The following is a 22,029-nucleotide window of genomic DNA, read 5'->3' on the forward strand; positions in this document are numbered from 1 at the left end:
CCCGGGCCGCCCAGGCCGCTCAGGCCGCCAGCTGGATGTGGATACGCGCCACTTCGTTGACGTGGTTGGTATCGGCAGCGGCGTAGAACACGTAATCACCGTTGCCGAAGATCAGATAGCTGTAGGCGGTATCGGTGGTGTCGATCTGGATCGATTCCGTGGCGGTCATCTTGATGGTCAGTACATTGTTCACGCCCATGCTGGTGACGTCGGTGGCGCGCACCAGCATGTTGGTATTGCTGCCGGACGACACGTCCAGCACGCTGATGCCGGTGGCGTCGGCGGAAAACTTGGACAGCGTGAGCGTAGCTGCCAGGTTATCGAAGTGCAGCGTGGTGGTGCCGGCGCTGCCGGCACCATAGGCGTGGTTCAGGTTGTCGGTGCCGGTACTGGCGTTGACGATGCCATTGTTGACCCCGCCGGCGCTGACGTTGAAGGTGCTGGTACCGGTGCCGGCGTACAGCGTGTTCATGCCGCCTTGCTGGGCGTTGATGATGTCGGTCTGGCCGCTGGCGGCGTTGCCGGCATTGAGCACGTTGGTGGTGCCGGTTCCCAGCGCGGTGAGCGTGTTGCCGTTGCCGTCGCCGGTCAGCGTACTGTTGACGCTGGCGCTGCCGATCAGGTTGAATATGCCTGAATAGGTATCACCGGCGGCGTCGCCGCCGCTGCCGGTGCCGCTGGCCAGGCTGGCGGTGATGGCGCTGCCGGTAGCGTACTGGTAGCTCACGGTATCGCTGCCGCCGCCGCCGACGAAGGCGTTGCCGCTGCTGTTGGCATAGAACAGGTCGGCAAAGGCGCTGCCGGTGGCGTTCTGGATGTTGGCGTAGGTATCGCCCGCGGCATAGCCGTTGGCGCCGGTATTGTGGAACAGGTCCACCGTCACGCCCGCGGTCGAACGCGCATAGTTGACGGTATTGGTGCCGCTGCCGCCATCGAAGAAGTTGGCCACCGCGCTGGCATAGAAGGTGTCGCTGAAATTGCTGCCGACGATGTTGCTGATGCCGTTGAACGAGTCGCCGGCGGCGTAGCCGCCGCTGGTGTTGGCGCCGGTGGTGTTGCTCAGGTCGACCGTCACGCCGGCAGTCGAGCCGATGTAGCTGACGGTATCGACGCCACCGCCGCCGACGAACACGTTGGCCTGCGAGCTGGCGATGAAGGTGTCGTTGAAGCTGCTGCCGATGACGTTATAGATATTGTTGAGCTGGTCGCCCTGGGCGTCGCCGCCGGTGCCCACGCCGGTGCGCAGGTCGATCGTCACGGCCGCGCCCGAACCGACATAGCTGGCGTAGTTGCCGGTGCCCACGCCGGTGATGTTGTCGGCGCCGCCACCACCGACGATCACCGAATTGCCGCCCGCGGCGCCCTTGAGCACGTCATTGTAGGCGCTGCCGATCAGGTTCTCGATGTTGACGAAGCGGTCGCCCGCCGCATAGCCGCCCGAGGTGCCGCTGCCGTCGGTGACCGACAGGTCCACCGTCACCGCGCTGGTGGAGGTGGCGTAGCTGACGGTATCGGTGCCGGCGCCGCCATCGAAGCTGTTGGCCTGGGCATTGGCCACGAAGGTGTCGTTGAAGCTGCTGCCGATCAGATTGTTGATGAACGACAGCCGGTCGCCGGTGGCGTCGCCACCCGAGGTGCCGGTGCCGTCCGAGTAATTCAGGTCGACCGTCACCCCGGCCGAAGACCCTGCGTAGCTGGCCGTGGTATAGGCACGGTTGGCCGCGATGCCGATCAGCGTGTCGCCGCCGGCGCCGCCGGTCAGCACCGAGCTCACACCCACCGTTGCATAACCGATCAGGGTGTCGGCATAAGCGCTGCCGATCACGTTCTGGATGTTGGTGAACGTGTCGCCGGCAGCATAGCCGCCGTTGCCCGAGCCTACGCTGGGCGACAGGTTGACCGTCACCGCCGCGGTCGATGCGGCATAGCTGACCGTATTGGAACCGGCGCCACCGTCGAAGTTGTTGCTGGCGGCACTGGCGACGAACAAGTCGTTGTAGGCACTGCCGGTGAGGTCCTGGATGTTGACCAGGGTGTCGCCGGCGGCATAGCCACCGGAGGTGCCGGTGCCGTCGGTGTAGTTCAGGTCCACCGTCACGCCCGCATTGGAGGCGGCGTAGCTGACCCGGTTGTGCGACGAGGTGCCGCCGCCGTCGAAACGGTTGGCCGCTGCGCTGGCCACGAAGGTATCGTCGTAGATGCTGCCGGTCAGGTCCTGGATGTTGGACAACTTGTCGCCGGCCGCATAGCCGCCCGAGGTGCCGGTGCCATCGGTGTAGTTCAGGTCGACCGTGACGGCGGCGGTGGAGGCGGCATAGCTGACCCGGTTGTGCAGCGAGGTGCCGCCGCCGTCGATGACGTTGGCCACGCTGCTGGCAACGACGGTGTCGTCGGCCGCGCCACCCAGGAAATTCTGGATATTGAGGTAGATGTCGCCGTTGGCGTCGCCGGCCGTGCCGGTTCCAAGATTGAGGTCGACCGTGACCGAGCCCGAGCTTTCGTAGCTGATGGTATTGCTGCCGGCGCGGCCATCGAACCTGTTGGCCACGCCGTTGCCCACGAAGATATCGTCGCCGGCGCCGCCGATGGCGTTCTGGATGTTGACATAGGTATCGCCCGCGGCGTCGCCCAGGCTACCCTGGTTGCTGACCAGGTTGACCTTGACGGCCGCGGTCGAATTCTCGTAGCTGACGGTGTTGTTGCCGGCGCCGCCATCGATACGGTTGGCCACCGCACTGCCGATGATGAGGTCGTTGCCGGCGCCGCCGGTGGCGTTCTGGATGTCGTGGTAGAGGTCGCCCGCGGCGTCGCCGGCGGTGCCGATCTGCTGCCCCAGGTCGATCGTCACCGCGCCCGTCGAGGCTTCGTAGCTGACCGTGTTGGTGCCGGTGCCACCCCAGAATTCATTGAGCTGGCCGTTGCCCACGAAGGTGTCGTCCAGGGCGCTGCCGATGACCTTCTGGATGTTCTCGTAGGTATCCAGGTTGGCATCGCCGCCGGTGCCGATATTGTTGGCCAGGTCGACCTTCACGCCGGCCGTCGACGTGGCATAGCTGACCGTATTGACGCCGGCACCGCCCTTGATCACGTTGACCGCGCTGCTGCCGACGATGAGGTCGTCGCCCGCGCCACCGGTGGCGTTCTGGATGTTGAAATAGGTGTCGCCCGCGGCATCGCCGGCCAGGCCCTGGGCTTGCTTGAGGTCGATGGTGACGGCACCGGTCGAGCTCTCGTAGCTGACCGTGTTGTTGCCCAGGCCGCCATCGATCACGTTCACATCGGCGCTGCCCACCAGGATGTCGTTGCCGGCACCGCCGGTCACGTTCTGGATGCGCACATAGGTGTCGTTCAAGGCGTCGCCCAGCAAGCCCTGGCCGGTGGCCAGGTTGACCTTCACCGCACCGGTGGAGTTCTCGTAGCTGACCGTGTTGACGCCGGCACCACCGTCGATGGCGTTGGTCGCCGCGCTGCCCACGATGGTGTCGTTGCCCAGCCCGCCGATGGCGTTCTGGATGTTGTAGTAGCGGTCGCCGGCGGCGTCGCCCAGGCTGCCGCTGCCGGTGGCCAGGTTGATCTTGACCGCCGCCGACGAATGCTCGTAGCTGACGGTGTTGCTGCCGTTGCCGCCTTCGAAGTTGTTGACGTCGGCATTGCCCACGAAGGTGTCGTCGCCGTTGCCGCCCTGCGCATTCTGGATCCGCACGTAGGTGTCGCCGGCGGCGTCGTTGTTGAAACCCTGGCCGAGAAACAGGTCGACCTTCACGCCCGCGCTCGAATTCTCGTAGCTGACCGTGTTGCCGCTGCCGCCACCGCCATCGATGGCGTTGGCCACGGCGCTGGCGACGATGATGTCGTCGCCGGCACCACCGATGGCATTCTGGATATTGGCGTAGGTGTCGCCGGCGGCGTCGCCGCTCAGGCCCAGGCCGCTGGCCAGGTTCACCTTGACTGCGGCGGTGGCGTGCTCGTAGCTGACCGTGTTGCTACCCAGGCCGCCATCGAATTTGTTCACGCTGGCATTGCCCACCAGAATATCGTTGCCGGCCCCGCCGATGGCGTTCTGGATGTTCAGGTAGGTGTCGCCGGCGGCGTCGCCCAGGCTGCCCTGGTTGGTGGCCAGGTCGACCTTGACCGCCGTCAGCGCCTGTTCGTAAGAGACCGTATTGTTGCCCAGCCCGCCGTCGATGCGGTTGACCTGGCCGGTGGCCACGATCAGGTCGTCATAGACGCTGCCCACCACGTTCTGGATGTTGGTGAAGGTGTCGCCGGTGGCGAAGTTCTGGGCCAGCGTGTTGTCGCGCGTGTTGGTCAGGTCGACGATCACCGCGCCGGTGGCATGCGAATAGTTGACCGTGTTGCCGCTGGTGCTGTTGCCGTTGAAGCCGTTGGCGTCGGCGCTGGCATAGAAGGTATTGCCGCCGGCGCTGCTGCCGATCACGTTCTGGATGTGCACCAGGGTGTCGCCCTGCGCATTGCCGCCCACGCCGGTGCCGGTAAACAGGTCGACCGTGACGGCCGCGCCAGCCGAATAATCGACCGTATCCGAGCCGGCCAGGCCGCCGTCGAAGATATCGGCGCCGGCGCCGCCGATGAAGGTGTCCGAGTACGAACTGCCGACGATCTTCTGGATATTGGTCAGCGCGTTGACCGGCTCGAACGTGCGGGTGACCGTATTGGTCAGCATGTTGGCCGTGATCGCCGAGGACGAGCCGCTGTAGTCGACGGTATTGAGCGTGCCGCCGCCGCCATTGAAGTTCTTGCTGTCCAGCCCGACCACGAAGGTATCGTTGCCGTCGCCGCCGATCACGTTCTGGATGCGGATGTAGGTGTCGCCTGCCGCATCGCCATTGGACCCGCGCCCGGTCACCAGGTTGACCGTCACCGCGGCCGTCGAGCCGGCGTAGCTGACCGTGTCGTTGCCGCCGCTGCCGCCGTCGAAGCTGTTGACCGCGGCGTTGCCCACGAAGGTATCGTCGTAGGCGCTGCCGACGAAGTTCTGGATCCCGTTGTAGGTATCGCCGGCGGCAAAGCCGCCGCTGCCCAGGTTGGACTTCAGGTTCACCGTCACGCCGGCCGTCGACAGCGCATACGACACGGTGTCGGTGCCACCGTTGCCGGTGAAGCTGTTGGCCGCGCTGCTGGCGATGAAGGTGTCGTTGCTGGTACTGCCGATGACGTTTTCGATACTGACGTAGGTGTCGCCGGCGGCATCGCCGCCGCTGCCGACGTTATTGACCAGGTCGACCGTCACGCCGGAGGCCGAATGCGCATACGACACCGTGTCCGAGCCGCCGGTGCCACCGTCGAACCTGTTGACCTGGCCGCTGGCCACGAAGGTGTCGTTGTTGGCGCTGCCGACCAGGTTCTGGATATTGGTCAGCTGGTCGCCCTGGGCATCGCCGCCGGTGCCCACGCCGGTATTGAGGTCGATCGTCACGCCCTGGGTCGAACCGGCGTAGCTGGCCGTATTGTTGCCGGTGCTGCTACCGACCAGTTGGTCGGCGCCGGCCCCGCCCTGGAAGAAGCTGCTGCTGCCGACGCCGCCATAGATGATGTCGTTGCCGGTGCCGCCATAGAGCAGGTCATTGGCATTGCTGCCATAGATGGTGACCCCGCCGTTGCCGGCATGTACCTCGTGCGGCACGCCTTGCGCCGGGAAGATCAGCACGTTGTCGCCGGTGGACGGATCGAGATAGGTCAGGTCGGCCGACGAGGTGGCATCCTTGATCGCCACGTGGCGCGTATCGGACAGGGTCAGCACGCCGCTGGAGGTCGCCATGGTGGTGACGAACGACAGGTCGAACTGCGAATGCACCGGGCTGCTGGCATTGGCCAGCTGGGTGTTGTACTGGAACTGCAGGTTGAATTCGGTCTGGCCCGGCGCGATGGTGATCTGGTACACCCCGCCGCCCATGTTGGTGCCGTTGAGCAGCGTCACGTCGCTGGGCACGCCCATGACGGTCAGCGTCAGCAGCGTGACGTCGCCGCCGACCTTGACGTTGAATACCTTGATGAAGGTATTGCTGTTGTTGCCAGAGGCGTAGATGGTATGGACGTCATCGCCGGCGGTGATCACCTGGCGCGCGAACTGCACCGCGTTGGAACCATCGCTGGCCGATTGCGGCGTGCCGCCGCTGCCGTACAGCACATCGCCCACCTGGGTGATGGTGGTCAGGTTGACCAGGTTCACCGACAGGGTCGGCGAACCGGGGCCGGTCACCACCGTGGAGGGCGTGGTCGGCGGGCGCTCCGGCGGCACTTGCACATCGACCGGCCGGGTAGGCTCGGAGTCGGAAGAATTCTGGTTGGGGTTGGTCGCCACCTGCCCGCCCACCGGGGAGGCATCACCCGCGGTCGGCTGGGTCGGTATCGACAGCGTCTGTGCGCCGTTGGTGACCGACTTGGAATTGTCGGCGATCACCTTGGCCAACTGGCTGGTGGCGTCCCCGGTGACCGAATGCGAATTGTCGGCAATCACCTTGGCCAGTTGGCTCAACGTGTCGCTGGCCACCGGCGCGGCATTGCGGTCGGCGCCCTGGCCCTGGCCCGGGCCGTATTGCTCGGTGGTGCCGGTCCGGTCCTGCGCGGCCACCGGATCGGAATTGAGCACCCGCGACTGGTCGTTGGGCGCCAGCGGGATCTTGCCCACGGTATCGAGCAGGCGTCCGGTATCGGCGCTGCCATCGCTGAACTTGACCTTGGACTTGTCGTCCATCGCCTCCATGGCGCCACCGGCCAGCACCACCTTGGTGCCATCGGCCATGTGCAGCACCAGGTCGACGTCGACCACCTGTACCTTCTGCACCGCGCCGCGCGGCGCGTTGAGCTGGAAAGAGCCGCCCTGGTCGGGCATCACCACCCGGACCGGGCCGGTGACTTTGTCGCCTGGGTTGGCTTGGGGTGAAGGTGCGGTTGCCATGGTGCCTCGCTATCCGAAGTCAGGTGTGGGTTGTCGTTACGTCAATCATTGTTTGCCGTGCGGCAATTCCAGCCGCAATCCTACCGTATTACTGCAACATCTTGTCGCGCGGCCCGTCGGCTGCGATGCGCCCGCCGTCGATGACGATGATGCGGTCCAGGTGGCGCAGCAACGCCGGGCTATGGGTGGCCACCACCAGCGTGCGCCCGCTGGAAAAGCCCATCAGCCGTTCGATGATGCGCGCTTCGGTGGCCTGGTCGATGCCGGTGGTCGGTTCGTCCAGCAGCAGGATGCGTGGGTTGGCGGCCACCGCGCGTGCCAGGGCCACCATCTGGCGCTGCCCGCCCGACAGGTTGCCGGGCGCCCTGAGCATCTGGTCCAGGCGCAGCTCGCCGCGGGCGATCAGCTCGTCCAGGCCCGACACGCCCAGCGCCGCCTCGTAGACGCTGCCCAGCACCCGTTCGCCGACGAAGATATTGGCCGCCAGCGTGCCATCGAAGACGAACGGCTCTTGCGGCTTGAAGCCCAGGTTTTGCATGCGCACCTCGGGGGCATAGGCGGTCACGGCCACGCCATCGATGAGCGCATGGCCCTGCTCGACGTGATGCAACCCGGCCAGCACCTTGAGCAGGCTCGACTTGCCCGAGCCGGAGCGGCCGACGATACCGACCTTCTCACCGGGCTGGATGGTCAGTGCCACCTGCTGCAGGGTCGCCCTTTCGTTCTTGTCCAGGTGCAGGGTCAGGTTGCCGACCTGGATCAGGCCGCGCATTTCCTGGCGCAGCACGTCGGCGCCGCCGGTGCCGGCACTGTCGTCGAACAGCGCATCGAACTCGGCCCGGGCACGGCGAAACATCTCGATACGCCCAAGGAAGGTCGACAGCGACGACAGCACCGACGTCGAACGACTGATCAGCAGCGACGAGGCGATCAGGGCGCCGACGGTAAGTGCGTTGTCCTCGACCAGGTAGACCCCGACCACCAGCGTGGCCACCGACATGGCGGTGTAGCCGACGGTACCCACGGCGTACCCGGTATTGGTCCAGAAGCGGCTCTTGGCCTGGGCCACCGCATTGTCGGCGGCGTCGGCCAGGAAGGCCTTGAGCAGCCGTTGCTGCAGCAGCGAGGTCTTGAGCGTATCCATGCCATAGACCAGGCTGGCCATCTTGTCGGTCTTGCCGATGCCGGCCTTCATGGCGGCGATCGCATAATCGTTGGACGGCACCTTGAACAGCAACTGCGCGCCCACCAGCAGCGCACCGCCGACCAGCATCACCCACACCAGGTGCGAACCGACCAGCCCGATGGCCACCAGGTACAGCAGCAGGAAAGGCAAGTCCACCAGCAGCAGCATGTAATTGGACGACAGCAGGTCGCGCGCGCCGGACAGGTCACGGTAGCGTGCCAGCACCACCCCCACCGGCGCGCTCACGCGCGAACTCAGCAGGCGTCGCGCCGAGACCTCGTCGAACTCGACATCGAGCCGCCCGGCCAGCTGTTCGGTGTAATACACGCGGATGATGCGCAGCATCAGTTCCAGCGCCACGAACAGCAGCATGCCCAGCGTCAGCGCCCACAGGGTCTCGGGAATATGATTGCCGATCACCTTGTCGTAGATCAGTCGCGAATACAGCGGCAGCAGCAAACCCAGCAGGTTGACCACGATTCCCGCCACGATGATCTCGACGAAGCGCGCGCCATAGGCGCGCAGCAACGACAGGTAGGTCGGGTCCGCGCGCAGGCCCGCCGCCGCGGATGGCGGCGCGTTGTTGACGTGGACCTGGTCGCTTTCGTTCATGGCGTTCCCGTGCTACCCGGCTCAGGCCTGCGGACGATTGGCATTCATCTCGCGAATCGCCTCGCGCAGCTCCAGGCGCAAGTCCTTGATCATGGTCTGGCGGCCCGAGCGCATTTCGTCGATCACGGTCTGCCAGTTGATGTTCTGGCGCATCAGTGCCTCGGTGATCGACGTCAGCGACTGCGGAATGGCGCCCAGGCCCTTGATGCGATCGTTCTGCATCGCCATGTGCTTGGCCAGGTCGATCTGCAACTGGCGTGCCGACAACGCATCGCGCGCCATGTTGCTGGTGTTCTCGCCGATGGTGTTGCCCAGTTCGCCCAGGCGCGAAGCCACCGAGGAGTGGATTTCGGCCTGGTGCTGGATGGCGCCCATCTCGTCGGCCAGGCGAATCGATATCTGGCTCAGCAGCGCCGGCAACTGCGCGATGTTCTGGGCGCTCTGTTCGTTCATGTTCGAGATTTCGCTCTGCTGCGCCTGCAGCGATGTCATCGCCGACGACAACGCGGTCTGCCCGGCCTGGATCGTGGAGACGATCTGCGGCAGCACTTCGAAGGTGCGGTTGGCGATATCGCCGTTGACCGACAGGCGTTCCTCGAGCAGCGACAGGCTGTCCGACAGGTCGCGCGCCGAAGTGACCTTCTGGTTGATGATCTGGCCCACGTTGCGGATCTCTTCCAGCGTCTGCTGCCCCACTTCGTGCATGCGCGGGCCGAAGGCCACCAGCTGGCGCAGGCTGCGCGACTCTTCCATGCTATCGGTAAACAGCTGGACGATGTTGTTGAGGCGGTCGTTCAGGCCTTCCAGCTTGATGCCCGCCTGCAGCGAGGCTTCCGAGCTGTTGCGCGAAGCCATGATCGATTCGCGCTGCAGCACCATCAAGTCCTGCAGGAATTCGGCCAGGAAGGTCTCCGACACACCCTGGCGCTGGGTGGCGGCCGGCCCCGACATGTCGTGCACCACGTGCTGCACCATGTCGCTGATGCATTCGCGGGCGCGCACCACCAGCTTCTTGCCGGCACCGCGCAGCGGCGTCAGGGTCAGGCCCAGCGCCAGCGAACCGATCAGGCCGAACATCGAGGCCGAGAACGCAGTACCCATCGAGGCCAGCGGTTTTTGCAGGTCGGCCACCAGGTGCATGAAGGACGCATCCATGTCGCCGCCCTGGGTCGCCTTGCCGAAACCGTCGATCAGCGCGGCCGTGCCCACCAGCGTCTCGAGCAGGCCGATGAAGGTGCCCAGCAGGCCCAGCGCGATCATGAAACCGGTCAGGAACTGCGGGAACTCGGTCTTGGCCTCGAGATGGGCGCGCAGGTCGTGCAGCGAGCTCTCGATGGTTTCCTGCTCGATGCGCGAAGTCAGGCGGCCCTTGGTGCTGGCCACGCTGACGAGCACCTGGCCGATCTCGGTGCCGGCGAACTCGGGCGCCTTGACCAGCTCGTCCATCGACTCGCCGGCCTTGGTGCGATCGTAGAACTGCATCAGCTTGTCGTGTTCCCAGTTCAGGCGCCACAGGTTGTACATGATCAGGCCCACGCCGAACACGGCCACGCCGATGATGAACAGGTTCAGGAAGGGATTGATATGGATCGCATGCAGGACGAAGTCCCGGAACAGGAAGCCTCCCAACAGCAACATCAGCGTCGGGATGGCGGCAAGTGCATAGAATTGGCGTAGGTTTTTCATACGTGCGGGGTTCCGGGCAGATGGATGCGGTAAATGCAGTCAGGACGATAAGAACAGAAACGGGAAATCGACGCCCGCACCTGGCGGGTATCGACCAATACGGTGGCAGACGGGCTGGGCAGCGTGCGGCTCATCGTGGCTCCCTCAGCGCCGACTGCGAGAAACGCGACAGCGGCGACATCAGGTACTGCCACACGGTGCGGCGCCCCACGATCATGTCGGCGGTGGCGGTCATGCCCGGCATCAGCGCCAATGGCTGCTGCAATTGCTGGGCATTGCGCTGGACCTCGATCTTGACACGGTAGTAACGCTCGTAACGCTCGCCGCGCTCTTCGGGCACGGTGTCGGCGCTGACCTCGGTGACGGTGCCATCCATGGCGCCGTACACCCCGTAGTCATAGGCCGAGACCTTCACGCGCGCCGGCGCGCCGGTCATCAACTGGGCGCGGTCGGTGGGCGAGATCCGGGCTTCGATCACCAGCTTGTCGTCGCTGGGGGTCATCTCGATGATCGGGTCGCCCGGGCGCACCACGCCACCCACGGTATTGATGAGCACCCGGTTGACCACGCCATCCATGGGCGCCCTCACCTCCGAGCGCGAGACGCGGTCATTGCGCGACTTGATTTCTTCCTGCAGGCGCGCCAGTTCGGTCTCGGCCGTGGTCAGCTCCGAGCGCGCCTCGGAGCGAAAGCGCGACGACGCCTCGCCCATCTTGGCCTGCGATTCGGCAATCGCCGCGTTCAGGCGCGGGATCATGGCGTTGGTGGCGGCCAGCTTGCTCTGCGCGTCCTGCACCCGGGCGGCGGACTGGATATCTTCCAGCTGCGAGGCGGCATTGCGTTCCAGCATGCCGTGGATCAGCTTGTACTGGCGCTGCGCCAGGTCCAGTTCGCTGGCCAGGCTCTTCTGGCGACTGACCGCCTCGCCCAGCTCGGCCTGGCGCTGCGCCGATTGCTCGCGCAGCACCGACAGCTCCTGCGACAGCTTGGCCGCACGCGCGGCGAACGAGGCTTGCTCGCTCTGCACCGCCGGGTCGTCGCGCGATAGGTCGGCCGGCATCTGCAAGGCGTTGCTGCCGGCCGCTTCGGCCGCCAGCCGGGCGCTCTTGGCGCGCAGGCCGAGGATCTTGACCCGGCCTTCGCCCAGGTCGGCGTTGGCCCGCACGTCGGCAATCGAGATCAGCGTCTGGCCCTTCTTGACGACCGCGCCCTCGCGCACCAGGATGGCCGACACGATGCCGCCTTCCAGGTGCTGGATCACCTGGTTATGCTCGGAGGCGACGATGCGACCGCTGCCGCGTACCACCATGTCGATCGGAGCGAAGATCGACCACACCACCAGCAGTGCCAGCAGCGCCACGCAGGCCAGCACCGCCAGGCGCGGGCGCGGCATCGCCCCCAGCTGGCCCAGCCGGCGATCCAGGCGCGGTGCCAGGCGGCGCATCAAGCCGCGACCGCGGGACGCGATCCCGAGCCCGGCGGCGGGCTTGGCCGAGCCGATCACTTCGCCCCCGCCAGGTATTGCACCAGCACGCGCGAGACGTCGGTCTCGCTGTTCTCGGCGGTGGCCACGCGGCTGACCACGAGCTCCTTGTCCACGCCGGCATCGATCAGGTAGTTGCGCACCGCCACGGTGCGATAGTAGGCACGACGGCGACTGTCGCTATAGCCGCCCGAACTGATCACGCCCGTCACCACGATCTTGCCCTGGCGCGCCTTGACCCGGCGCACCCAGTCGCCCAGGCTCTTGTCGAGCGCGCGGGTGCCCTCTTCCGACAACTGGGTCGAATCGGCATTGAAGTTGAGCACCACGCCACGGTCGGTGGCATCGGTGCGCACGCCGGGCGCGATTTCGTCCTTGGTCGGATCGGTCTTGACCTGGATCGCATTGGGGCTGGAGGGCGCTGCACTGCTGCGCAGGCTGCCGGCATCGGACTGCAGCGGCGGCGCCGCCAGCTTGGCCTTGAGCTGCGCCACCTCGCGCTTGAGCGACTCGATCTCCTGCGCACTGTCGCGTTCGGCGCGGGTCTCGGAGACGCGCGCATCCTTGGCCTCGGGCGTGTCGATGCGCACGCTCTTGTTGCGCTCGCTGCCTTGCACGGTCTGGCTCTGGCTTTGCTGCACCAGCTTGCTGACCTTCATCTGGGCCAGCTTCTGCGAGTAATAAAACAGGGTGACGACGAACACCACCACCACGAAAATCATGACCAGCACCACGTTGGACAAGGCGTCCACGAAGCCCGGCCAGAAATTCTGCTCTTTTCCACCCTCCATGAATCCCCCGAGAATCCTATTTCACTGCCTGCGCAGGCACGGCGCCAGGCGCCGAGGCGCGGCCGGTGTTGCGCAGGATCTGGTAGCTGATGTCTGCCTGCTGGAACAGCAGCGTTGCAAAATCCATGCGCGCCTGGTAGGCCTGCTGGTAGGCATCGAGCACGTCGAGCAACTGCTTGCTGCCGGTCGAGAGCTGTTCCAGGAACACATCGGCCACGTTGGCATTGGTCTGGTAGGCCTGGCGCGAGATCTCCATGCGCTTGCGCACCGCACCCAGGGTGCGATAGTTGATCTCGATCTGCTCGCGCAGCTTGCGTTCGACATCCAGCGCGGTGTTGCTCTTCTCGACGTACTTGGCGCCGATCTGCTTCTGGTAATACATGTCGGAGCCGCCATTGAGCAGGTTCATCGACATCACCAGCATCAGGCGGCGGTCGGTCTGCAATTGCAGCCCGCCGCTGGTGGTATCGATGGCGCCGCCGGCGCCACGGGTCTTCTGCTGCGTCCACTCCAGCGCAAAGGTGGGCGAGAACTTGGCCCGCGCCGCCTTCAGTTCCTCGTCGGCGGCCGCCACGTCACGGCGCGCCGCGCGCACGCCAGGGTTGCTCTCGTAGACGTCCTGCAGCGCCATCTTGGACGTATCGGGCACCACCGGCATCATGTGGTCGGGCACCTCGACCTGCTCGATCTTGCGACCGGTGACCTGGTTCAGCGACACCATGGCCGCCTCCAGCGCACCTTCGGCTTCGGCCACCGCCGCCTGCGCGGTCAGCGAGCGGCCACGTACCCGCTCGAAATCGATCCGGCTGGCGCCGCCGCCCTCGACCCGCTTGCGCATGTAGTCGAGCAGGGCATTCATGCGTTGCGAATAGCTGCGGGCAAACGACAGGGCGGCATAGGCGCGCATCAGGTCGTAATAGGACTTGATGGCGGTGTAGTACAGCGTCTCGCGGGCATCGTCGCGACGCAGGTCGGCGGCCTGCGACAGCGCGCGCGACTTCTGGAAATCAAAATAGGAACCCGGCGCCAACAGGGGCTGGCGACCGATCACCGTCACGTCCCAGCGCTTGTGGTCCGAGGCGCGCTGGATCAGGCCGGTATTGGGATCGATCACCGACGAAGGCGACGAATATTCCTGGCCTTTCTGGGCGCGCACATCAAGGGTCGGCCCCAGCTGCCCGGCCGCGACGCGAGCGGCATAGCCGGCCTGGTCGGCCTGGGCCGAGGTGGCGGCGTAGCTATAGCTGTTATTGAGCGCCAGCTCCAGCACCTGCTGCAAGGTCAGGTTGGGCACCGGTTCACCCTCGGCGGCGATGGCGATCTGGGGCAGCGTGATGGTGCTGCTCTTGAAGTCGGGATCTGCCTGGCGCAGCAGCACCACGATCTCGTCGTCCGGACTGGGACCGGACTTCGCGTCCATCGGCAACAGCGCGGGCAACCTGGCATCGGCGGCAGCCGGCCCGGCCGGGTCGCTGCCAAGGCGGATCTGCGGCGGGGCTTCGAGCCGCTCGAGCTGGGCCGGCGGCGGCAGAGGCAATTCGGGTGAGCCGGCTTCGGCGGCCATGACGGCGCTCGAGGCGCCCAGGCCGAGCGAAACGCCCAATAAGATACGTTTGCTTGTGAGAACTATCATCAACACGTCAGGCCGGCACCAACCAGCCCTCCCCTGCCCCAATCAAAAATAAGAAAGAACCGGCCCCTGATCGCCGGTTGTCATCATCAACTGCCCGTTTTGCAGGCCTTTTACCCGAACATCAGATAATTGTTATTGGAATAACAATCTTATTCTTATTCTTTTTAGCTAATTTCAGATTATAAGGCCGAGAATATTTGTATTCTGACAAAAATAATTTTAGCACCTGCCCATTGCATGGAAATGACAGAGAAGACCGAAAAACCCCTTTGATTTCAATCACCTTGCTTCTTTTTGATTGAAATCACAGCGCCCCAATTATCTTTATTTAGTTGCCAGGAGGCTATCAGGATTTCGATAAATATCTCGAAAGTGGTCGAAAAGCATCACCCTTGCAGTTGAAAAACGCCAAGGTCTCCTTATATCCAGCAAGTCGCGATACGCATGCCGCCCGGCGGCGTTGCCGATTGCCGCGCACCGACTCCTTCCCACCATTGCTTTAAGGAAATAAACATGGCATCCGACAAACAGACCATGGGCTTCCAGGCCGAAGTCACGCAGTTGCTGCAGCTGATGATCCACTCGTTGTATTCCAACAAGGAAATCTTCCTGCGCGAGCTGATCTCGAACGCCTCCGACGCCGCCGACAAACTGCGCTTCGAGGCGATCAACAACGGCGCCCTGTTCGAGGACGACCCCGAACTGGCCATTACCGTGGCCGTGGACAAGGCCGCCCGCACCATCACCATCTCGGATAACGGCATTGGCATGAACCGTGACGAGGCGATCTCGCACCTCGGCACCATCGCCAAGTCCGGCACCAAGGAATTCTTTTCGCGCCTGTCGGGCGACCAGCAGAAGGACGCCGCCCTGATCGGCCAGTTCGGCGTGGGCTTCTACTCGGGCTTCATCGTGGCCGATCGCATCACGGTCGAGAGCCGTCGCGCCGGCACCCCCGCCGACCAGGGCGTGCGCTGGGAATCGACCGGCGCCGGCGATTTCTCGGTAGAGGCGATTAACAAGCCCAAGCGCGGCACCGACATCATCCTGCACCTGCGCGAAGGCGAGGACGAGTTCCTGTCGGACTGGCAGATCAAGTCGATCATCCGCAAGTATTCCGATCACATCGCGTTGCCGATCCGGATGCAAGCCGAAGAGTGGGACGAAGAAAAGAAAGAGACCGTCAAGAAGGACGAACTGGAAACCGTCAACCAGGCCAGCGCCCTGTGGACCCGCAGCAAGTCCGACATCACCCCAGAGCAGTACGAAGAATTCTACAAGCACATCTCGCACGACTTCGGCGCGCCGCTGGCGTTCACCCACAATCGGGTCGAAGGCCGCAGCGAATACACCCAGCTGCTGTACGTGCCCACCCGCGCCCCGTTCGACCTGTGGGACCGCAACAAGCGTGGCGGCATCAAGCTTTACGTCAAGCGCGTATTCATCATGGACGACGCCGAACAGCTGCTGCCCGTGTACCTGCGCTTCGTCAAGGGCGTGATCGATTCGGCCGACCTGCCGCTGAACGTATCGCGTGAAATCCTGCAGGAGTCGCGCGACGTGCGCGCCATCCGCGAAGGCTCGACCAAGCGCGTGCTGGGCCTGCTGGAAGAACTGGCCAACAGCGAAGAACAGGCCGAAAAGGACAAGTACGCCGGCTTCTGGACCGAGTTCGGCCAGGTGCTCAAGGAAGGTATCGGCGAGGACGCGGCCAACAAGGAGCGCATCGCCAAGCTGCTGCGCTTTGCCTCGACCCATAACGACAGCGATGCCCAGGTCACGTCGCTGGCTGACTACGTGGCACGGCTCAAGGAAGGCCAGGACAAGATCTACTACGTCACCGCCGAGAACTACCTGGCCGCCAGGAACAGCCCGCACCTGGAAATCTTCCGCAAGAAGGGCGTCGAGGTGCTGCTGCTGACCGACCGCGTCGACGAATGGATGCTGTCGTTCCTGACCGAATTCGACGGCCGGGAACTGGCCTCGGTGGCCAAGGGCGGTCTCGACCTCGGTTCGCTGGAGAACGAAGCCGAGAAGAAGCAGCACGAGCAGACCCAGAACGAGTACAAGGACCTGGTCGGCAAGATGCAGGGCGTGCTGGGCGACAAGGCCAAGGAAGTGCGCGTCAGTTCGCGCCTGACCGATTCCCCGGCGTGCCTGGTGGCCGACGACAACGAATTGTCCGGCAACCTGGTGCGCATGCTCAAGGCGGCCGGACAGGATGCGCCAGAGTCCAAGCCGATCCTGGAAATCAATCCGGACCATCCGCTGGTGCAACGCCTGAAATACGAAGAGGCCAAGTTCGACGACTGGTCGCATCTGCTGTTCGACCAGGCCTTGCTGGCTGAAGGTGGTGCGCTGGCCGACCCGGCCAGCTTCGTCAAGCGCATGAACGATATGCTGCTGGGCATGGCGTCCAGATAAACGCTGCAGTTGGGCGTGCAATGAAATCGGCGGCCCGCAGGTCGCCGATTTCATTTGTGGTGCGGTAAAGTGGCGGCTCTTGCCTGACCACCCAAGGAGAACCGGATGAACAAGTTGCTGACGTTGTCACTGACGATGCTGGTGTGCGCCGCGGCCAGCACCGGCGCCTCGGCCCAGGCCCTGACCGGCTGCGCGGCCAAGAAGGCCGATCTGCAGGAACATCTCGCACAGGCGCAGGCGCACGGCAACCACGCCCAGCAAGCCAAGCTCAGGCTGGCCCAGCGGCAGTTGAATGCCAACTGCACCGATGAAGGCCTGCGTCGCGAGCGCGAAGCCGACGTCAGGAAAAAGGAACGGCAGGTCGCCAAGCGCCGCGCCGACCTTGAAAAGGCACAGGCCAAGGGCAAGCAGGACAAGATCGCCAGGCAAGAGAAAAAACTGCAGGACGCCGAGGCCGAGCTGAAACAGGCGCAGGACATGCTCGCCAAGTAGGCGATCGATCGATTGCATGGAACTGAACTTCATCAACCCGCGCAAGAATGCCTTGGCCTACCTGGTCAAGATCCTGTCGGGCTGCCTGATCCTCTGGTTCGGATTGCGTGCGGTGGGCATTGCCGAGCCGTACTGGGCGATGATCTCGCTGATCATCGTCACCGAGCCCGACATGACCATGGCCAAGGCAAACTTCCGGGCGCGGGTGATCAACACCCTGTCGGGCTGCATCGTCTCGTGCATTGCGCTGGTGATCTTCGGCCCGACCTTCCTGGCCATGCTGGTGGCGCTGACGGCTGCGGTCATCGTCGCCATGCTGCTGCAGAACTATCCCAGCAACTGGCGCCTGGGCCCGGCCACGGTGGTGATCCTGCTGTCGGCCGCGTTTACCGGCAACGGCCTGGGCGAAGAGCTGCACCTGGCGTTGATGCGCGTGGGGGAAGTCATCATCGGCAGTACGGTCGCCCTGCTGCAGACGGTGGTGTACATCTGGCTAATCAATCGGCGCAAGCAGAAAACGGCCGAAGTGCCGCCTGCCGACCCCCGACCGTGAGCGCCCAACAAAAAACCCGCACTCCCGAAGGATGCGGGTTCTTGCCTGGCGCAACCGATCACTGATGCTAGTGCGTCACGCGGGTGGTGCGACCGTTGGACAGCAGGCGCACCCGCTCGCCGACGCGGAAGGCTTCGTCGGCATCCTGGGTGATGGCACGCAGTTCGCCGTTTTCCAGGCGCACGGTGATTTCGAGGCCGGGCCGGTTGGCTACCCGCGACTCGACCTGGTTACCCACCACGCCACCGGCCAGGGCACCGACGATGCCCGCGGCCAGGGCGCCGTTGCCGCCGCCGATATTGGAACCGGCGGCAATCCCGCCCAGCGCACCGCCGGCCAGCGTGCCCACGCCGCTGGCGCCCTTGTCGATGGTGACGTTGCGAATCGATTCGACCACCGCCATGCGGACGGTTTGTTCGCCCTGCGCCTGGCGGGTGTTATAGACGCTTGCCGAATTGGGGGTGACGGCACAACCGGTCGCCATCAGCCCCAGGGCCGCTACTGCGATGAATTTTTTCATACCAATACTCCAACTGAAATGTGGCCATGCTGGCCGAAACCGAACTACAGCCCCCATCTTAAACCAAAGCATGGCACATCACCGGCGCTGGCCGGGTGGAGTCAGCGACCGCCGGAGACGTCGATGAAGGTGCCGGTGGCATAGGACGACTGGTCCGACACCAACCACATGATGGCATTGGCCACTTCCTCGGCAGTACCGCCGCGCTTCATCGGCACGGCGTCCTTCAAGCGGTCGACGCGCCCCGCCTCGCCGCCACTGGCATGGATATCGGTATAGATCAGGCCCGGCCGCACGGCATTGACGCGTATCCCTTCGGCCGCGACTTCCTTGGCCAGCCCGATGGTGAAGGCATCGATGGCGCCCTTGGAGGCGGCATAGTCGACATATTCGCCCGGCCCGCCCAGCTTGGCCGCCATCGACGACAGGTTGACAATGGCCCCGCCCGGCCCGCCGTGGCGGGTCGACATGCGGCGCACGGCCTCGCGCGCGCACAGCAGGCTGCCGGTGATGTTGGCCAGCAGGACCTGGTTGATCCGCTCGGCGGTCATTTCGTCGAGCCGCGACTGGCGCCCCAGGATGCCGGCGTTATTGACCAGCGCCGTCAGGGTGCCCAGTTCGCGGTCGACGGTCGAGAACATCCCGATGATGTCGTCCTCCCTGGAGACATCGCCGGCCACCGCGATGGCGCGCCCGCCGCCACGCACGATATCGGCCACCACCGATTCGGCGGCCTCGCGATTGGACACGTAATTGACGGCCACCGCGTAGCCCTGCTGCGCCGCCAGTCTTGCCGTGGCCGCACCGATACCGCGACTGCCGCCTGTTACTAGGATGACCTTGTCTGCCATGTCTGTCTCCACTGGTTGGGGTGATCGAATGACGCTATCGGCGCAGGTGCGCTAACATCGTGGCGTATTGTCGCCCGATGTGTTGCCGGGCGCACTGCATGTAATTAATTTCATCCGAAACCGATCCAGATGGCCGCCCGTTCACCCAGCTCTTCCGCATCCCGCCGCAAACCGGTCGATTTCACGCCCGCCGACCCACTCCTGGCCAGCTTCGCGCCGGTGGTGGCCAGCGACACCCGGGTATTGATACTGGGCAGCCTGCCGGGGGCGGCATCACTGGCGGCCAGCCAATACTACGGGCATCCGCGCAACAACTTCTGGCGACTGGTGGGGGATGCGATCGGCGTGGCGCTGGTCGAGCTGGACTATCCGACACGCCTGGCGACGCTGCTGGCGCATCGCATCGGCCTATGGGATGTGATCGCCAACGCCCGGCGCATCGGCAGCCTGGACAGCGAGATCCGCGACGCTGCACAAAATGACCTGCTCACGCTGATCGATACCCTGCCCGACCTGAGGACGATTGCCTTCAATGGCGGCACGGCCGCCAAGATCGGGATGAAAGCCTTGGGTGGACGTGCCGGCGACTACCGGATCCTGCTGTTGCCGTCGAGCAGCCCGGCGCATGCATCGCTTTCCTACAGCCAGAAATTGGCGTCATGGGGTGCACTGGCGAACCTGCCTGCCACCCAGGATTGAACATGCCGGCCAGACCAGCGGGCGGCATCATCGTTACCCGGGATTTCTACAACCCCAGCTTGTCGATCTCGGCATAAGCCCGGTTCAGCCACACCTTCACGCGCGAGCGTTCCATCAGGCCCAGGCCTGCGGTGGCGCGGTCGGGGTGATTGAGGGCGGCCCAGAAGCTGGCGCTCTGCTGGTCGATCTTGAGCATGGTGGCGTCCGGCAGGCGGCGCAGCGACATCACGCTCGCGCCCAGGGTCTCGGCCCGTTCGCGTTGGCCCGAGGCATCCAGGATATCGAAGCGGTCGCTGCGCACTTCATTGAGCACCAGCACCAGCTTGAGACGCCCGCCAAACTGGTCGAGCCACTGGCGCAACAGGTCGACCGAGTCACGCCCGGTGTCCATCACGTGCCACCAGGTCAGCGTGATGCCCTGTTCGGCGACAAAATCGAGCACGCCGGAATCCTCGATCCAGGTCGCCAGCGCATGCTGGGTCTGTGCCGCCAGGTCGACCAGGATGCGACGTTGCGGGTCTTCGAGGGCGCGCTCGATCAGCGGATCCAGGCTGTCGTGCTGGTCCAGCGCCAGCGGCGCCGAGAAGTCGCCGTAGAACCGCAGCAAGGCGCCATGCGACTTGTCGGTATCGAAACCGTTGAATGCGATATTGCGGTCGACAAAGTACTGGGCCAACACACGGGCGACCAGCGATTTGCCGACACCGCCTTTTTCGCCACCGATGAAGTGGATGTGACTCATTGCCTTGGATCCTCAGGTTCGTCCTGCATGTTGAACTGCGATGGGAAGTGCGGGGGAAATTGCCGGTCGAGCATAACATCGATGAACGGGGCGGCCCGGTCACGCTGGGCGGCAACCGTTACTTGCGCATGAAGAGGTAGTCGTAGAACTCACCCGAGAATCCGCCATTGAAGATCAGGTACTGGATAGCCCGCCCGAACAGGACGATGCCGCCGAATACGATCGCCAGCTTGAGGCAGAAGATGAGTGTCTTTAGCATGGCCCGCAGTTTATAACGACTGGGCCGTGCCGGGAATGGGATTCGGTGGCGTTGCCTGGCACCGCTTGCGGTGCCGGCGCTGGTCGCCAATGCACCGCCGGGGCCAGGCCGAAGCGATGCCAAGCGCGCTGGAACCCCTGCCTGCGCAGGGTCCATCGTCAAATCCTGCCGGCTACCCGGGATGCGCGGCGCGCCTCATCCGGGCAGGCCGCCATCAGAACGCCGGCACCAGCGAGCCCTTGTACTCGGTCTCGATGAACTTGCGCACTTCGTCGGAATGATAGGCATCGACCAGCTTCTTGACCCACGGCTTGTCCTTGTCGTCGGTGCGGGTGGCGATGATGTTGGCGTAGCGCCCACGCGGGTCTTCCACGGCGATGGTGTCCTTCTGCAGCGACAGGCCGGCCTTGAAGGCGTAGTCGTTATTGATCGAGGCTGCGGCCAGGTCGTCCAGCGAACGTGGCAACTGCGCCGCGTCCAGCTCGACCAGCTTGAGCTTCTTCGGATTGTCGATCACGTCCAGCGGGGTGGCGTTGACGCCGTTCTCACCGGCGCCGGCCTTGAGCTTGATCAGGCCGGCCTTCTGCAGCAGCAGCAAGGCGCGATTGCCGTTGGAGGGGTCGTTCTGGATTCCGATGGCGGCGCCATTGGGCAACTGGTCGATCGCGCGGTACTTCTTCGAGTAGATTCCCAGCGGCGCGGTGATGGTCAGGCCGACCGGCACGATCTTGTAGCCGCGGGTCTTGACCTGGCTATCGAGGTAAGGCTGGTGCTGGAAGGCGTTGGCGTCGAGGTCTCCGGCGGCCAGCGCGGCGTTGGGTTGCAGGTAGTCGCTGAAGACCACGGTCTGGATCTCCAGCCCGTCGCGGGCGGCGACCTTCTTGACCACGTCGAAGATGGCTTCGGCGCTGCCCACCGAGATACCGACCTTGACCTTGTTCTTTTCTTGCGCCAGCGCGCCCTGTGGTGCCAGGCTCAGTGCCAGCGTGAGTGCGGTGGCCAGTTTGGCGATGGAAGCGAATTGCATGATGTCCCCGGGTTGAATGAGGACAGCATGGTCACACGGCGCCCGCGCAGCACAGAAGTAATGAATCCGCATGTGCTTATGCGCTAAATGCACAGTCGCCACCGGCAGCACGGTATCATTGCGCACCCGCGTGCCCTGTCCGCCCTTTTGTC

15 protein-coding genes are annotated in these 22,029 nt (G+C 64.5%); 4 read left to right on the top strand and 11 right to left on the bottom strand.

The window, feature by feature from the left end:
• Nucleotides 1-19: 19 nt before the first annotated feature.
• From PMI40_RS04970 to PMI40_RS04995, 6 genes are all read right to left on the bottom strand, one after another.
• Nucleotides 20-6,919 (bottom strand): hypothetical protein, encoded by a 6,900-nt coding sequence (locus tag PMI40_RS04970; RefSeq protein WP_008112775.1) that lies wholly within the window; start codon nt 6,917-6,919, stop codon nt 20-22.
• Between the two features lie 88 nt (nt 6,920-7,007).
• Nucleotides 7,008-8,717: a peptidase domain-containing ABC transporter gene (locus PMI40_RS04975; RefSeq protein ID WP_008112777.1), complete on the bottom strand. Its 1,710-nt coding sequence runs from the start codon at nt 8,715-8,717 to the stop codon at nt 7,008-7,010.
• Nucleotides 8,718-8,738: 21 nt separating this feature from the next.
• The gene (locus PMI40_RS04980) at nt 8,739-10,403 is read right to left on the bottom strand and encodes a hypothetical protein (protein ID WP_008112779.1); all 1,665 of its coding nucleotides are present in this window, start codon (nt 10,401-10,403) and stop codon (nt 8,739-8,741) included.
• Nucleotides 10,404-10,533: 130 nt separating this feature from the next.
• Nucleotides 10,534-11,847 (bottom strand): HlyD family type I secretion periplasmic adaptor subunit, encoded by a 1,314-nt coding sequence (locus PMI40_RS04985; RefSeq protein ID WP_051001758.1) that lies wholly within the window; start codon nt 11,845-11,847, stop codon nt 10,534-10,536.
• A 56-nt stretch (nt 11,848-11,903) separates the two neighbouring features.
• Nucleotides 11,904-12,677 carry an OmpA family protein gene (locus PMI40_RS04990; RefSeq protein WP_008112784.1) on the bottom strand — a complete coding sequence of 258 codons (774 nt, stop codon included), beginning with the start codon at nt 12,675-12,677 and terminating at the stop codon, nt 11,904-11,906.
• 16 nt (nt 12,678-12,693) lie between these two features.
• Nucleotides 12,694-14,241 (bottom strand): TolC family protein, encoded by a 1,548-nt coding sequence (locus PMI40_RS04995; RefSeq protein ID WP_008112785.1) that lies wholly within the window; start codon nt 14,239-14,241, stop codon nt 12,694-12,696.
• Nucleotides 14,242-14,823: 582 nt separating this feature from the next.
• Here PMI40_RS04995 and htpG point away from each other — a divergent pair.
• The 3 genes from htpG to PMI40_RS05010 all read left to right on the top strand — a co-directional run bounded on the left by htpG (nt 14,824) and on the right by PMI40_RS05010 (nt 17,779).
• Nucleotides 14,824-16,734, top strand: coding sequence for a molecular chaperone HtpG (gene htpG, locus PMI40_RS05000; protein WP_008112786.1), 1,911 nt, complete (start codon nt 14,824-14,826; stop codon nt 16,732-16,734).
• A 105-nt stretch (nt 16,735-16,839) separates the two neighbouring features.
• Entirely contained in the window at nt 16,840-17,226 is a 387-nt protein-coding gene (locus tag PMI40_RS05005) for a DUF1090 domain-containing protein (RefSeq protein WP_008112789.1), read from the top strand.
• A gap of 16 nt (nt 17,227-17,242) precedes the next feature.
• Complete coding sequence (locus PMI40_RS05010) at nt 17,243-17,779, top strand: FUSC family protein (RefSeq protein ID WP_008112791.1); 537 nt, start codon at nt 17,243-17,245, stop codon at nt 17,777-17,779.
• Between the two features lie 67 nt (nt 17,780-17,846).
• Here PMI40_RS05010 and PMI40_RS05015 read toward each other — a convergent pair whose 3' ends face one another.
• Together PMI40_RS05015 and PMI40_RS05020 are read right to left on the bottom strand one after the other, a co-directional pair.
• Nucleotides 17,847-18,299 carry a glycine zipper 2TM domain-containing protein gene (locus PMI40_RS05015; RefSeq protein ID WP_008112794.1) on the bottom strand — a complete coding sequence of 151 codons (453 nt, stop codon included), beginning with the start codon at nt 18,297-18,299 and terminating at the stop codon, nt 17,847-17,849.
• Between the two features lie 101 nt (nt 18,300-18,400).
• On the bottom strand, nt 18,401-19,150 hold the full coding sequence (locus PMI40_RS05020; protein WP_008112795.1) for an SDR family oxidoreductase: 750 nt from the start codon (nt 19,148-19,150) through the stop codon (nt 18,401-18,403).
• A gap of 129 nt (nt 19,151-19,279) precedes the next feature.
• Here PMI40_RS05020 and PMI40_RS05025 point away from each other — a divergent pair, with 129 nt between their 5' ends.
• A complete protein-coding gene (locus tag PMI40_RS05025; RefSeq protein ID WP_008112797.1) occupies nt 19,280-19,849 on the top strand; it encodes a DNA-deoxyinosine glycosylase in 570 nt (189 codons plus the stop codon).
• A 46-nt stretch (nt 19,850-19,895) separates the two neighbouring features.
• On the opposite strand, the gene PMI40_RS05030 is transcribed toward PMI40_RS05025, so the two are convergent.
• The 3 genes from PMI40_RS05030 to PMI40_RS05035 form a co-directional block, all read right to left on the bottom strand.
• On the bottom strand, nt 19,896-20,591 hold the full coding sequence (locus PMI40_RS05030; RefSeq protein WP_008112799.1) for a hypothetical protein: 696 nt from the start codon (nt 20,589-20,591) through the stop codon (nt 19,896-19,898).
• 118 nt (nt 20,592-20,709) lie between these two features.
• A complete protein-coding gene (locus PMI40_RS24235; protein ID WP_008112802.1) occupies nt 20,710-20,850 on the bottom strand; it encodes a hypothetical protein in 141 nt (46 codons plus the stop codon).
• A gap of 214 nt (nt 20,851-21,064) precedes the next feature.
• Nucleotides 21,065-21,877 carry a MetQ/NlpA family ABC transporter substrate-binding protein gene (locus tag PMI40_RS05035; RefSeq protein WP_008112804.1) on the bottom strand — a complete coding sequence of 271 codons (813 nt, stop codon included), beginning with the start codon at nt 21,875-21,877 and terminating at the stop codon, nt 21,065-21,067.
• Nucleotides 21,878-22,029 lie beyond the last annotated feature (152 nt).

This window comes from Herbaspirillum sp. YR522 (genome assembly GCF_000282575.1).
Lineage (GTDB): Bacteria > Pseudomonadota > Gammaproteobacteria > Burkholderiales > Burkholderiaceae_D > Herbaspirillum.